The sequence below is a fragment of the Chelatococcus daeguensis genome (assembly GCF_001887265.1).
Taxonomy (GTDB): domain Bacteria; phylum Pseudomonadota; class Alphaproteobacteria; order Rhizobiales; family Beijerinckiaceae; genus Chelatococcus_A; species Chelatococcus_A sambhunathii.
Genome location: NZ_CP018095.1, coordinates 58,855 through 72,133, shown reverse-complemented (window position 1 = coordinate 72,133; position 13,279 = coordinate 58,855). Strand labels below are relative to the sequence as shown.

General features: G+C 71.7%; 8 protein-coding genes and 1 riboswitch. Of the genes, 1 reads left to right on the top strand and 7 read right to left on the bottom strand.

All coding sequences use genetic code 11. From position 1 onward, the window contains the following. Position 1: 1 nt before the first annotated feature. The gene (locus BOQ54_RS00295; RefSeq protein WP_071924346.1) at positions 2-1,978 is read right to left on the bottom strand and encodes a TonB-dependent receptor plug domain-containing protein; all 1,977 of its coding nucleotides are present in this window, start codon (positions 1,976-1,978) and stop codon (positions 2-4) included. A gap of 34 nt (positions 1,979-2,012) precedes the next feature. Then, a riboswitch (cobalamin riboswitch) is annotated at positions 2,013-2,205 on the bottom strand. A 384-nt stretch (positions 2,206-2,589) separates the two neighbouring features. On the opposite strand from BOQ54_RS00295, the gene BOQ54_RS00290 reads away from it, so the two are divergent. Next, a complete protein-coding gene (locus BOQ54_RS00290) occupies positions 2,590-3,429 on the top strand; it encodes an ABC transporter substrate-binding protein (protein ID WP_071923027.1) in 840 nt (279 codons plus the stop codon). Here the strand turns inward: BOQ54_RS00290 and BOQ54_RS00285 are convergent. From BOQ54_RS00285 to addB, 6 genes are all read right to left on the bottom strand, one after another. After that, positions 3,426-4,910, bottom strand: a complete 1,485-nt coding sequence (locus BOQ54_RS00285) for a cobyric acid synthase (RefSeq protein WP_186438006.1) — start codon at positions 4,908-4,910, stop codon at positions 3,426-3,428. The genes BOQ54_RS00290 and BOQ54_RS00285 overlap by 4 nt on opposite strands. Continuing rightward, positions 4,910-5,524: a cob(I)yrinic acid a,c-diamide adenosyltransferase gene (cobO, locus tag BOQ54_RS00280; RefSeq protein ID WP_071923025.1), complete on the bottom strand. Its 615-nt coding sequence runs from the start codon at positions 5,522-5,524 to the stop codon at positions 4,910-4,912. Before cobO ends, BOQ54_RS00285 begins: the two co-directional genes overlap by 1 nt. Next, entirely contained in the window at positions 5,521-6,054 is a 534-nt protein-coding gene (gene cobU, locus BOQ54_RS00275; RefSeq protein ID WP_055459418.1) for a bifunctional adenosylcobinamide kinase/adenosylcobinamide-phosphate guanylyltransferase, read from the bottom strand. Before cobU ends, cobO begins: the two co-directional genes overlap by 4 nt. Positions 6,055-6,154: 100 nt before the next feature. Next, a complete protein-coding gene (gene trxA, locus BOQ54_RS00270) occupies positions 6,155-6,475 on the bottom strand; it encodes a thioredoxin (RefSeq protein ID WP_019403177.1) in 321 nt (106 codons plus the stop codon). 136 nt (positions 6,476-6,611) lie between these two features. Beyond that, on the bottom strand, positions 6,612-10,121 hold the full coding sequence (gene addA / locus BOQ54_RS00265; RefSeq protein WP_071923024.1) for a double-strand break repair helicase AddA: 3,510 nt from the start codon (positions 10,119-10,121) through the stop codon (positions 6,612-6,614). Continuing rightward, the gene (gene addB, locus BOQ54_RS00260) at positions 10,118-13,279 is read right to left on the bottom strand and encodes a double-strand break repair protein AddB (RefSeq protein WP_071923023.1); all 3,162 of its coding nucleotides are present in this window, start codon (positions 13,277-13,279) and stop codon (positions 10,118-10,120) included. Before addB ends, addA begins: the two co-directional genes overlap by 4 nt.

The window sequence follows — 13,279 nt, the reverse complement described above, 5'->3', positions numbered from 1 at the left end:
CTCACCAGCTGGCCTTGAGGCCGGCGTAGAGCGAGCGCCCCGCCGTGCCGTAGTTCTTCACCTCCTCATAGCGCGCATCGGTGAGGTTTTCACCGCGCAGGAAGAGCGACACGCCCTCCGACACCTCATAGGAGGCGAAGAGGTCGAGCCGGGCATAGGGGGCGAGCCTGTCCTTCTCGTGCGCCGCGGAATAGCGCGCGTCGACGAGAACGAGCGTCGGCGCGATGACGAGGCCCGGCGCGGGCGTCAAGGTGAGGCCGATGCGCGCGGCGTTCTCCGGTCTGCGGGCGAGCCTGAGGTCGGTGGTGCGGTCGATGGCGACAAGGTTCGTATAGGCGATGTCGAGCCCAAGCCTCCCGGGAATGAGCTCGGCCTTCGCCGCCAGTTCGAAGCCGCTGGTCTCGGCCCGCGCCACATTGACGTAGCAACCAAAGGGCTGGTCCGGCCGGCAGGACGGATCGCTCTGGAAATTGATGAGATCGCGCAAGCGGTTGAGGAACAGCGTGCCGGAAAGGGTGAGCCGCCCGTCGAACAGCTTCTGGTCGATGCCGGCGTCGATGCCGAAGGAGCGCTCCGGGCTGAGCGCCGCATTGCCGTAGAGCGGATCGAGGCGCTGGTAGAGCGTCGGAGCCTTGGCGCCCGTCCCGGCGCTTGCGCGCAGCACGGTGCCGCTCTCCGCGATGTCGTAGGCGAGGGTGGCGCGCCAGGTGGCGAAGCGGTCCGCCCCCTCGATGTCGTCAATGCGCCCGCCGAGCGACAGGTTCAAGTGCTCGGCGAGGGCGATCTGGTGCAGGGCGAAGAGCGAGCGGGTGGTCTGGACGGCATCGTCGAGCGTCGTGCGTAGGCCGGGCACCGGCAGCACCGGCTGGCTCGTGCTCGTCAACGTCTCGCGTTCCACCTGGCCGCCGAAGGTAAGGAGGCCGAAGGCATCAAGCGAGAGATCGCCCTGATAGGAGGCGCCGACGCGCCCGCCGACATAGCCATCCTTCGACCAGTCCGTCACCGGCGCTGCCGTGCTGCCGTAATAGCTGATGGAGCGATAGTCGCGCTCGGTGCGGTTGGCATAGACGAGAAAGGTGTTCTTCAGCCGCCGGTCGAAGGCGTGGACGGTCGCCCTGGCATGGACCTGCCCGAGGCGCTGGACGCTCGACGACGGGGTGTCGGGAAAGGCTCCGAAGGCCGCGTCGTATTGCGTGGCATTGACATAGGCCGAGCCGCCGAGGTCGAAGGCGACGTCTTCGCTCGGCGAGAAGCCGAAGCGCGCGGAGAGGCCGAAGCGGCGCGCGCCGTCGTTCTCCAGCGGCCATGGGTGCCGGGCGCGGAGGCGGCCGATGCGGTGGCCCCAGCGCGAGAAGCCGGCGGTGTCGTAGCCGTTGAGGGAGATGGCATAGTTGAAGCGCGGATCGCCGCCGGACACGGCGGCCTGCACCCCCCTGCTGCCGTAACTGCCGCCCTCGGCGGCGATGGCTGCGCGCGGCTCGCCGCGGCCCTTGCGGGTGATGATGTTGACGACGCCGCCCATCGCGTCCGAGCCGTAGAGGGCCGATTGGGGGCCGCGCAGCACCTCGATGCGCTCGATGCCGGTCGGCACCAGCAACGAGAAGTCGAACTGGCCGTTGCCGGTGGACGGATCATTGACGCGCACGCCGTCGATCAGCACCAGGGTCTGGCCCGGCTCGCCGCCGCGCAGGCGCACAGAGGCGGTGGCGCCCGTGCCGCCACTCTCGGTGAGGTCGAGGCCGGGCACGCGGCGCAGGGCCTCGTTGAGCGTGCGAGCGCCCGCGCGGGCGATCTCCTCGCCGGTAATGACGGTAACGGCGCTGCCGCTGCGGGCAATGGCCTGCGGGCCGCGCGTCGCCGTGACGACGATCTCGCGCAGGGCTATCTCGTTGCTGGCGGCATCGGTGGCGGCAAGGATGAGGGAAGACAAAAGGAAGATACCGCCGGAGAGCGTCCGGCGGCCGGCGGAACCGGCCATGAAAACCTCCATTCCGCCCCTCCGGCGGATGTCAGGGTTGCCTCGCGCGCTGGCCGGTCTCCTGGCTTGCGGGTCCCTGCGGCGATTCGGCCTTCCCGGTGCCCGATGGCCCCAGTGGCTTCGTCGAATCGCCGCTCGCCGCTCACAGTTGCGGGGGCAGCCACGGTCTTGCACCGTGTTCCCGTTTCACCCCGCTGCGGCGGGGCACCAACGCAGGGCCTCTTTACGCAGACCGCGGCTCGGCCGCAAGCACGCGGAGCGGATACACCGCCCGTGCATTTGCGCCGGCGCAAGGAGCGCCGTAAGGCTGCGGCCGAGATTGCGCCCGTAAGGGCAGGCAAGGACATGAGGATATGAGGACGGCTGTCGCGTTCGCGATCGTGCTTGCAACAGGGCTCGGCCTTGGGCCGGCTTCCGGCAGCAGCGAGCCGGAGCGCCTCTCTCCTCCCTCCCCCCACGCAGTGGTGGGGAGGGCCGGGGTGGGGGGCGGTTCCGCCGGCGGGCGTTCGACGATTGCAGGTGGTGTGTCCGTCGGCCCGGAAGGCTTCCGGCCTGCACCCGCCGGCCCCCCACCCCTGACCCCTTCCCGCCGCGAGCGGGGGGAGGGGGATATGGTGCGCCTCGCCGCGGCCGGCCGATCGGAAACCGTGCCGTCCGTTGTCCGCTACACCGAAACGCCTCCGGCGCGGGTCGTCTCGCTCAACCTGTGCGCCGACCAACTCCTGCTGGCACTCGCCGACCGCGGCCAGATCGCCTCGCTCAGCCCCCTGTCGCGCGATGAGGATTATTCCTTCCTCGCGGGGCTGGTTGATGACCTTCCGGTCAACGGCGGCACGGGGGAGGAGATCCTTGTCGGCGAGGCGGACCTCGTGCTCAGTGGCCGGTACGGGACGCGCGTCAAGCGCGAGCTTTTGGAGCGCCACGGCGTGGAGCTGATGGTGCTCGACCCCTGGCGCGACATCGCCGGGGGGCGCGAGCAGCTCAGGGCCGTTGCGGCCCGGCTCGGCCATACGGAGCGCGGCGCGGCGCTTGCCGCCGAGATCGAGGCGGCGCTCGCGCGTACCAGGGGCATCGCACGGCGCCCGGCCACCGCGCTCGTTCTCTACCGGCGCGGCTATGTGCCGGGGGAACGCTCGCTCGTCGGCGAACTCCTCGGCCACATGGGCCTTCAGCCGATGCAGGCCCGCCTCGGCCTGACGCAGGGCGGCCTCGTGCGCCTCGAGCAACTCGTCATGGACCCGCCGGACTTCGTGGTGATGGACGAGGCCGATGCCCGCGCCATCGACAACGGCACGGCCTTTCTCGTCCACCCGGCGCTTGCCCGCGTGCTGCCGCCCGAGCGGCGCCTCTTCCTGTCCGACAGGCTCACCATCTGCGGCGGGCCGTCGACGCCGGCCGCCATCGAGGCGCTTGCGGCCGAGGTGCGTGCCAAGGTGAACGGGGAGCGTTAGCGGATCGACTCGCCGCCTCGCTCCTGCGCGATGGCGAGGAGTGCGGCGACGTCCATGTGCCGGCCGACATGGGCGGCGAGCCTGTCGAGGGCTTCCTCGATGCTGCGCTCGTAGGCGAGGCTGGCGCGGAAGGTGCCGCCGCTCGCCTGGGCGAGGAAGGCCCGGCGGAAGTCGTCGGCGGCGAACATGCCGTGCAGATAAGTGCCGATGACGAGCCCGTCCGGCGACATGGCCCCTTCGCGTTCGCCGGCGACGCGAAAGGGCGCGCGCATGCAATCGGGCCCTTCGCTGCGGCCGAGGTGGATCTCGTAAGCGGTGACCGCATAGCCCGTCCCTGCATGGACGGCCTCGACCGGCCGCACGGTCTTATCGCCCGTCAGGACCGTGTCGATGTCGAGAAGGCCGAGCCCCGGCACGACACCGGCCGTGCCCTCGATGCCCTCGGGATCGGCGATGGTGCGGCCGAGCATCTGGTAGCCGCCGCACAGGCCCACGACGCGCCGGCCGCGGCGCACATGGGCGAGGATGTCGATGTCCCAGCCCTCGTCCCTGAGATGGGCGAGGTCGGCGATGGTCGCCTTCGAGCCGGGCAGTACGATGAGGTCGGCGTCGGACGGGATCGGCCGGCCGGGCGGCACGAGGACGAGGGAGACGCCCTCCTCCAGCCTGAGCGGGTCGAGATCGTCGAAATTGGCGATGCGCGGCAGGACGGGGGCGGCGACGATGAAGGTGTCGCCCGGCTTGCGGCCGGTGCCGGTGAGGTCGAGCGCATCTTCCGCAGGTAGCCGGCTCGCCTCCGGAAGCCAGGGCAGCAGGCCGAGCGGCTGCCAGCCGGTGCGCTCGGCAATCGCCGTCATGCCGGCGGAGAAGAGGGCGGGATCGCCGCGGAACTTGTTGACGAGAAAGCCGCGCACCATGGCACGGTCGGTTTCGCCGAGCACGGCATGGGTGCCGACGAGGCTGGCGATGACGCCGCCGCGGTCGATGTCGCCGACGAGCACCACCGGTACGTCGGCCTCGGTGGCGAAGCCCATGTTGGCGATGTCGCCGGCGCGCAGGTTGATCTCGGCCGGGCTGCCCGCGCCCTCGACGATGACGAGGTCCGCCCCCTCGCAGACCTTGGCGAAGCTGCCGAGCACGAAGGGCATCAGCGCCTTGCGCCGGCCGGTGAAGTCGCGCGCGTCGAGATGGCCGTGGCGCCGGCCCTGCACGATGAGCTGGGAGCCGCGGTCGCTCTCGGGCTTCAGCAGCACCGGGTTCATGTGCACGGTGGGCTCGGCGCGGGCGGCGCGCGCCTGCAGCGCCTGGGCGCGGCCGATCTCGCCGCCGGCCACTGCAGCGGCGTTGTTCGACATGTTCTGCGCCTTGAAGGGGCGCACGGTGAGCCCGCGGCGGGCAAAGAGGCGGCACAGGCCCGCGACGATGAGCGACTTGCCGACGTTGGAGCCGGTGCCCTGGAGCATCACCGCGGGCGTTACCATCAGAATTCGATACCTTCCTGTGCCTTCACCCCAGCGGCGAAGTGATGCTTGACGAGCCCCGCTTCCGTGACGAGATCGGCGGCGGCGACCATCTCCGGCTTGGCGTTGCGACCGGTGACGACCACGTGCAGATCCGACCGCCGCGCCGTGAGCGTCGCCACCACCGCGTCGAGCGGCAGGTAATCATAGCGCAGGGCGATGTTGAGTTCGTCGAGAATGACGAGGCGGACGTCGTCCCGCGCCATCAGCTCCTTCGCCTTGTCCCACGCGCGCGAGGCGGCGGCGATGTCGCGGGCCTTGTCCTGCGTCTCCCAGGTGAAGCCCTCGCCCATGGCGTGCCATTCGACGAGGTCGGAAAAGCGCTCCATGGCGCGGCGCTCGCCCGTCTCCCAGTTGCCCTTGATGAACTGGACGACGCCCACCTTCCAGCCGTGGCCGAGGGCGCGCAGCATGAGGCCGAAGGCGGCGGTCGACTTGCCCTTGCCGGGGCCGGTGTTGACGATGAGGAGGCCCTTCTCGCGTGTCTTTGCCGCCACCTCCGCATCCTGCACCGCCTTGCGCTTCACCATCTTCTCGCGATGGCGGGCGGCTTCCTCGGGGGAGATGGCGGTCATCGGTCGCGTCCCTTCACGGTGAGCGGCAGGCCGGCGACCACGAGGGTGACCTGGTCGACGACGGCGGCAAGGCGTTGGTTGAGGAGGCCGGCATGGTCGCGGAAGCGGCGGGCGAGCGCATTGTCCGGCACGATGCCGAAGCCGACCTCGTTGGCGACGAGGACGAGCGGCCGCCTTCGGCGGGCTACCGCCTCCGTTAGTTGCCGGCAAGCGGTCTCGACATCCTCGTCCGAGAGCATGATGTTGGTGAGCCAGAGGGTCAGGCAGTCGACGAGGACGGGCGCGCCCTCCGGCGCCGCGGCGATGGCCGCGACGAGGGCGCGAGGCGCCTCCACAGTCCGCCATTGGGGTTCCCTGTCATGACGGTGGCGGGCGATGCGCTCCAACATCTCGGCGTCGCGCGCCTCGGCAGTGGCTATATAGATCCACGGTCCCGGCATCGCCCTGACCAGCGCCTCGGCATGGCGGCTCTTGCCCGAGCGGGCGCCGCCGAGGACGAGATGGGCGATGGGGAGGTCCGTGTCCTGCATGGCTCCGGCATGCCACGGCGGCCCGGCGGCGGCAACAGGCAATCGCGGCAAGAAAAAAGGGCCCCGGCGGGCCCTTCTTCCAGCGTCGATGCGCCGCGACTCAGACGGCGGTCGAGATCCACTTGGACAGTTCGCTCTTCGGCAGGGCACCGACCTTCTGGCCGGCGAGCTTGCCGTCCTTGAACATCATGAGGGTCGGGATCGAGCGGATGCCGAACTGGGCGGCTGTGTTCGGGTTCTCGTCGACGTTGAGCTTGACGACCTTGACCTTGCCGGCCATCTCGGTGGCGATTTCCTCGAGCGCGGGCGCGATCATGCGGCAGGGTCCGCACCATTCGGCCCAGAAATCGACGACGACGGGCTCTGCGGACTTCAGGACATCGGCCTCGAAGCTCGCATCTGTCACCTTCGCAGTCGCCATGATGAGTTCCTTTCCATATGCGCGGCGCAGTCTGCGCAGCAAGTCGATCCGAACGTAGGAAGGCCCCCCGTTCCGGTCAAGGCAACTTGTGTGCGTGCCCACACGTTGACGCTAGATCTGGTGGCACCCTGGCCGTTCACAACACCGGGATCCGGCCGAGCGCGGCGGCGAGCGCCTCGCCGGGAACCTCCAGCACACGCGGCCCGGCGGTGTAGACGAGAAGGGCCCTGAGGCTGCGTCCGGGGAAGATGTCCGCAAGCAGCGCCGCATAGACGGCGAGCTGCACGACATGCGCCTCGGGCACCGCCGCGAGATCCGCCGGAGGGCGGACGCTCGTCTTGAAATCGGCGAAGACGACGGTCTCGTCGCTCACCACGAGCCGGTCGATCTGTCCCGAGACGGCGCGCCTCGTGCTGCCGACGGCGATCTCGCCGGCAACGGCGACCTCGGCGCGCGCGTCAGGGCCAAAGAGGGGCGCGAGCGCCGGCTCGTCGAGAAGGGCGAGGGCCTGGGCGACAACGCCGGCCCGCTTCGCCTCGTCGAGGCGCCCGGCCCGCGCGGCGACGAATCGCTCGGCCGCCGTCCGGCGCGCCGCGGCAGGCAGGCCGGGCAGATGCTCGACGAGCTGGTGTACGAGCGTGCCGGCAAGGCGCGCGTCGGCGGCGAAGGGCCCGTCACCCGGACGGTGCGGCCTATCGGCGGCGGCGAGCGCGCTCGAGGGGCTGAGCGGCGGCGGCGCCTCCGGCTCCGCAGGCGCCGGCCGATCGAGCCAATCGGGCATGGCGATGCCGGCGCTATCCTCGGCGGAGGCCGGCGCGGCTGCGAGAGCGTCGAGGGGGCCGCTTCGCCAGCGCTGGACCCTCAGGCCGTCCACCTCGACCTCTTCCAGCCGACCCTCCAGGCCGCGGCGGATCATGCGAGTCCAGCACATGGCGGGCAGCTCGGGCCAGTTGCCGTCCTTGCCGCGCTTGCCGTTGCTGTAGGAAGCGACGACGAACCGGTCCTTCGCGCGGGTCATGGCGACGTAGAGGAGGCGGTTGTGCTCCTCGGCCTCGCGCGTGCGTACCGCTTCCCTGAGCCGTGCAATGGCCGGAGTGTCCTCGTCGCGCTTCGGCGACCACACCGGCACCGTGGCCGGGCCGGCGCGGCCGCGGTGCTGCAGGGGCAGCGCGAAGAGTTTGGGATCATGGCGGCCGTTGGGCTGTCTGCAGTCGTCGGCGAGGATGACGAAGGGCGCCTCCAGCCCCTTGGCACCGTGCACCGTCATGACGCGGACCTCGTCGCGTCCGGCGTCGAGGTCGCGCTTGATCTCGCGCTTCACCTCGCGGCCGTCGCTCTCGAAGGAGAGGAGAAAGGCTTTCAGCGACGGCGCGTGGCGGTGCTCGAAGTCGAGCGCCATGGCGAGAAAGGCGTCGATGGCGTCGCCCGCCTCCTGGCCGAGCCGTGCGACGAGCCGCTCGCGGCCGCCTTCCGGGCCGATCAGCCCGGCATAGAAGGCGAAGGGACCGCGGCGGGCGGCGGCATTGCGCCAGCGCGCGAGCGCCTCGCCCGCCCGTGCAGCCGCTGCATCGCCGGCCGCGCTGGTCCGCGCGATGGCGTCGGCGAGGCTCTCGCTCTCCTCCCGCCGTGCGGCGATGCGCATCAGATCGTCGTCACCAAGGCCGAGGAGCGGACTCTTAAGGGCGGCGGCCAGCGTCAGGTCGTCGTCGGGCAGGACGGCGGCCCGCCCCGCGGCGACAAGGTCGCGCACGGCGATGTGCTGGCCGACGTCGAGACGGTCGGCGCCGGCGACCGGCACGCCGCGTCGCTTCAGGGCCCGAATGACGGCCTCGAAGAAGGCGCCGCGGCTGCGCACGAGAATGAGGATGTCGCCCGGGGCGAAGCGCTGGCCGGCATCGTCGCCGTGCCGCGTCAGCCGCTCGACGGTACGGGCGATGCGCTCGGCCACGCGGATGGCGGGCGCGCTTTCGGTGACTTCGTCGAGCGGCAGCGCCCAGGCTTCCGGCTCCTCGCTATCTGCCGGCCGCTCCGTCTCCCATATCTCGACGAGGCCCGGGGCATCGGGGCGCGCGCTCTCATGCGCGGTGCCGACCGCGACATCAGCGAAGCTGAGGCCGCGATAATGGGCCTCGACCGAGAAGACGGCATCGACGGCGCTCAGCACCGCCGGCGCGGAGCGGAAGGAGACGGTGAGCTCCACCGGCTCGAACAGGAGGTCAGCCTGCTTTGCCCGTGTCTGGAAATAGCGGCCCGAGCCCTCGAATTCCTGCGGTGCAGCGCCCTGGAATCCGTAGATCGACTGCTTGGGATCGCCTACGGCAAAGAGCGTGCGTGTCTTCGCGACGGCGCCCTCACCGGCAAAGAGTTCCTCCGTCAGCCGCTTCAGGATGGCCCATTGCGTCGGACTCGTGTCCTGCGCCTCATCGACGAGGAGGTGGTCGATGCCGGCGTCGAGCTTGTAGAGCACCCAGGCCGTATCAGCGCGCTCGAGCAGGGTCAGCGTGCGCTCGACCAGATCGTCGAAATCGAGCGCGCCCCTCGCCCGCTTGACAGCCTCGATGCGAGCGAGGACAGCCTGCGCGAGGGTGAGCAGGGCCTGCGTCCGCTCAAGCGTCCTTGCGCCCTTCATCCGCTCGTCGAGGGCGGCGAGGCGATCGCGCTCGGCAAAAAGACGCTCGGCAAGATCGCGCGGGACGCCGGCCGTCGCCACGCTGCTGTTGGCCGCCGGCGTTCCCTTCTGGGTGAAGAACAGCGAGCGGTAATGCGCCAGCCGTTCCCACGGATCGTCCGCCCGCGCCGCCAGCGACAGCGCTTCGGCATTCGTCTGGTCGGTCTTCTTGCCGCCGCGCAGCACCTCGGCGATCGCCGGCCATTCGGCCGGGGCGATGCCGTCCTCGCACATGGCGCGGGCGATGGTCTGCAGTGTCTCGCCCTCCGCGAGACCAAGGGCAGTGGCAAGGCTGGCCATAGTGTCGGCGAAGGCGTCGGGCTCGCGCGCGTAGGCGAGGAGCGCCGTGCGGTGGCGCAGCGCCTCGCGGATCGTCTCGGCGATGGCTGTGTCCGAATGGTTCTCGGCGAGCAGCGTCAGGGCCTCGCGCAGGCCGGGTTCGCGGCCGAGGGCGGCCCGGGCCATGACTGTGGACAGCGCCTCGGCGAGCAGAACCGCGCTCTCGTTGTCGTCAAGCACCGTGAAGCGCGCCGGCACGTTCGCCTCGAAGGGGAACATGTGCAGCAGGCGCTCGCAGAAGGCGTGGATGGTCTCGATCTTGAGGCCGCCGGGGGTTTCGACGGCATGGGCGAAGAGCCGGCGAGCGCGCGCGAGCCGGGCCCGGTCCGGCCGGCGGCCCTCGAGCTTCTCGAGCGCGGCGGTGAGCGCCTCGTCGTCGAGCCGCACCCACTTGCCGAGCTCGGCGAAGATGCGGTTCTCCATGTTCGCCGCCGCCGCCTTGGTGAAGGTGAGGCAGAGGATGCGCGAGGGCTCCGTGCCGGAGAGCAGGAGCCGCATGACGCGGTCGGCGAGCACCTTGGTCTTGCCCGAGCCGGCATTGGCCGACACCCAGGCCGAGGCGTCCGGCCGGGCGGCGCGCTGCTGGTCGAGGATCGTCTTCGTCGGGACCTTGAGCCCGCCGGGCGCCGGGCCGCTCATGCCTCGCCTCCGAGTTCGCCAAGATCGGCCTCGTCGCCGGCGAGCGACCATTCGCGCACGCGGGCGAGATGGTCGTAGGCGCCGAAGCGGCCGGCGAATTGCGGGAAGGGTCGCGACGCGAAGCCGATCTCGCCGGTGACGTAGCGCGACAGAAGGGTCGTCAGCTTCCTCTCGTGCTCGACGACGATCTCGGCGACGGAGCGCGTCTCGTCGCGCGGCGGCTTGACCGGGCAGGGCCTCAGAGGGTCACGGGCGCCGCCGGCGTGCATGTAAAGAAGCTCGCAAAGCCCGGGGGGCACTGGTGCAACGTCGCGGAAGCCGCTTGCGGCAAGGATGGCAGCCTCTAGCGTGAGCTGCGGGGAGAAGCCGGCGAAGACCTGCTTTGAGCTCGGCGGCTGCCCTGTCTTGAAATCGACGATCACCACCCGGCCGTCGCGCAGGCGCTCGATGCGGTCGGCGCGTGCCGTGATGCGGAAGGGGTTGCCGTCGGCTAGCGCCAGTGCGAGGGCGCCGGCCACCTCGGCCTGAACGACATCGATATCCGCGCGTCGCTCCGTCTCCCAGGCGATGAAAGCCCTGGCGAGGCGCAGGAAGCGGGGCCACCACAGCGCCGCGACATCCGGATAGGCGGCGATGGGGGCGAAGGCCTGCCGGCCGATGGCGACCAGTTCCTCGGCTGCTTCGGCCGGCAGCGTCACGGGATGGCGCTCGGTGAAGGCGCCGAGCGCCTCGTGCACGAGGGTGCCGCGATCGGCGGCGCCCGGCGGCACGGCGATGGGGTCGAGCGGATCGAGCTTCAGCACATGGCGGGCGAAGATGGCATAGGGGTCGCGCACCAGCGTCTCGACCTCGGTGACGCTGAGGCGGCGCGGGATCAGCGCCGGGTCGGGCTTCGGCCGCGGCCGCTCGATGGGCCTGAGTGCGGGCGGGCGCGTCAGCGCCCCGGCGTAGCGGCGCAGGCGCTCGCCCCGTCGCCTCAGCTCCGCCCACAGCTCGTCGCCCGCCAGCGCCTGCATGCGCTGCAGGAAGCGCGAAGGGACGGTCGGCGCATCGCCGCGCTTCAGGGCCCGGGTCAGCACCACGTCGCGCGTGCCGAGCGCCTGCACGAAGTCGTGGGCCGTCTGGCCGATGCGCCGCTCGGGCGGGGCGAGGCCGAGGGCGGCGCGCATCGGCCGGTTGAGGAAGGCATCGGTGCGCGCCGTCGGCGGCCACACCTCCTCGTCGAGCCCGCCGAGGACGAGGCGATCGGCCTCGACGAGGCGCGCCTCGAGCAGGCCGAGGATCTTGACGCGCCGGTGGCCGGACATCGGCCGGCGCACCACCGCGTCGGCCATCAGCGTCGCGAAGAAGGCCGGATAATCGGCGAAGCGGCCGGTGAGGCCGTCGACCTTCGCGCTCGTTGCCGCGTCGAAGACCTCGGCCAGGGCCTCTCCCGCCTCTCCCGCGGCGAGGGGCAGCGGCTCGTCGGCGCCGGGGCGCGCCACTGCATCGAGCGCGGCGCGGTGGGCGCCGACGAGGGCGACGAGGTCGAGTTCCTCTCCGTCCTCGGCGCGAAAGCCGGAGAAGGCTTCGCTAAGGCGCGTAAGGAGCGTCTCGGCGAGGTCCCAATCCGTGTCGGTCAAGCGGCGCAGCGGCCGCGGCGCGCGGTGGTCGCTTGCTTCCGCCCGCCGCTCGGCGAGCACGGCGGCGATACCGGCAAGGCCCGGCGGCGGCGCGGGGCCGCGCAGCACTCCGATCTCGAGCGTGCGGGCAGCGCGCTCCATTGTCGCCCGTGGCCAGCCGAAGCGGGCGAGGGGATGGGCGACGAGGCTGGCGAGGATCGTGGGCTCGTGGTCGGCGGCAGCCGCATCGGCGACGAGGCGGGCGAGCGTGCCGTGCGGGCTGCGCCGCAGCGGCAGGCCGGCCGAATCCTCGGCGGCGATGCCCCAGCGGGCGAGCTCGGCGGCCACGCGCTCGGCGAGCGCCCGGTCCGGCGTCACCAGCGCCGCCGTCGCCTTCGGATCCTCCAGCGCCTCGCGCAGGGCAATGGCCGCGCACAGCGCCTCCTCCCGCTCGTCCGCCGCCTCGACGAGGGCGAGGCCGTCGAAGGCGGCGTGAAGATCGGCCTCCGACGGGCGGTGGGCGGGCTCGGCCCACAGGTCCGTGGTCTCCGCCGGCCGCATGGCCTCGGAGAGGAAGCGCGAGCGAGCGGCAAGGCCCGACGGGGGCGCGCCGAGGACGGCGACGTCGGCGCGCGGAATGCCGATGGTGGCGAGAAGGCGGGCGAGCATCGCCTGCGGGTGGTTATGCACCGTTAGGTCGGCGCCCGCGCCGATGAGCGCGAAGGTGTCGTCATCGAGCCCGGTGTCGAGCCCCGGCAGCACCACGGCGCCCTTGGGCAGGCGTGCGATGGCGGCGATGAGCCGGGCTGTGGCGGGGATGGAGCCCGTCGAGCCGGCGACGATCACCGGTCTTTGGGGCGCCGCCGCCGCGAGGCTGGCGGCCCGCGCGTCGATGAGGGCCGAGCGGCGCCGGGCGGGGTCGCTCGCCTGCCGCTCGGCGAGGATGGCCGGCCACATCTCGGCGGCGATCTTCACGAAGTCGAGCGTGATGCCGTAATAGCGCGAGTAGCGCTCCTCCACGAGGCCGGCGAGCGCCGCCCAGGGGATGTCCTCGGTCGCGAGCCCGTCCATGAGGGCGGCGAGATCGTCGGCGAGGGCAAGGGCGTCGGCCGGCGATGCGGGCACGAGCAGGGGCTCGTGCGCCTCGGCCGGCAGGATGGCGCCGTCGAGGGCGCGGGCCCATTGCAGCACGAGGCGGGTAAGGATGAGGCGCCGCTCAGTCGGCGCCAGCGCCGGCGGCAGATGCACGGCCGCGTCGCCGAAGGCGCGCTCCGCCTCCCCCGCGAGGGCGAGCTCCGCGGCATCGAGGTCGCCGAGCGGCTGGATGTCGGGCAGCAGCACGCTGCGCTGCGGCAGCCGCTCGGCGAGGGTCGCGGCGAGTGCGCGGGCGGCACGTCGGGTCGGCAGGTAGATGGTGGCCGAGGCGAGCGCGAGGGGATCGTCGGTGCCCGGGAAACCGGGCACGATGCGGCCGGCGAGCAGCGCATCGGCGAAGGTTGCGAGGAACGGCGCCCCCGGGGGGATGGTGAAGACCCGTGCCGGCGCCTGCCCTGCCAT

Bases quoted from the DNA above. Each gene is read 5' to 3' on its own strand.
- cobU (WP_055459418.1), bottom strand. From the start codon at position 6,054: ATGCAGGACACGGACCTCCCCATCGCCCATCTCGTCCTCGGCGGCGCC.
- addB (WP_071923023.1), bottom strand. From the start codon at position 13,279: ATGGCAGGGCAGGCGCCGGCACGGGTCTTCACCATCCCCCCGGGGGCG.
- BOQ54_RS00290 (WP_071923027.1), top strand. From the start codon at position 2,590: ATGGTGCGCCTCGCCGCGGCCGGCCGATCGGAAACCGTGCCGTCCGTT.
- cobO (WP_071923025.1), bottom strand. From the start codon at position 5,524: ATGACCGCCATCTCCCCCGAGGAAGCCGCCCGCCATCGCGAGAAGATG.
- BOQ54_RS00295 (WP_071924346.1), bottom strand. From the start codon at position 1,978: ATGGCCGGTTCCGCCGGCCGCCGGACGCTCTCCGGCGGTATCTTCCTT.
- BOQ54_RS00285 (WP_186438006.1), bottom strand. From the start codon at position 4,910: ATGGTAACGCCCGCGGTGATGCTCCAGGGCACCGGCTCCAACGTCGGC.
- addA (WP_071923024.1), bottom strand. From the start codon at position 10,121: ATGAGCGGCCCGGCGCCCGGCGGGCTCAAGGTCCCGACGAAGACGATC.
- trxA (WP_019403177.1), bottom strand. From the start codon at position 6,475: ATGGCGACTGCGAAGGTGACAGATGCGAGCTTCGAGGCCGATGTCCTG.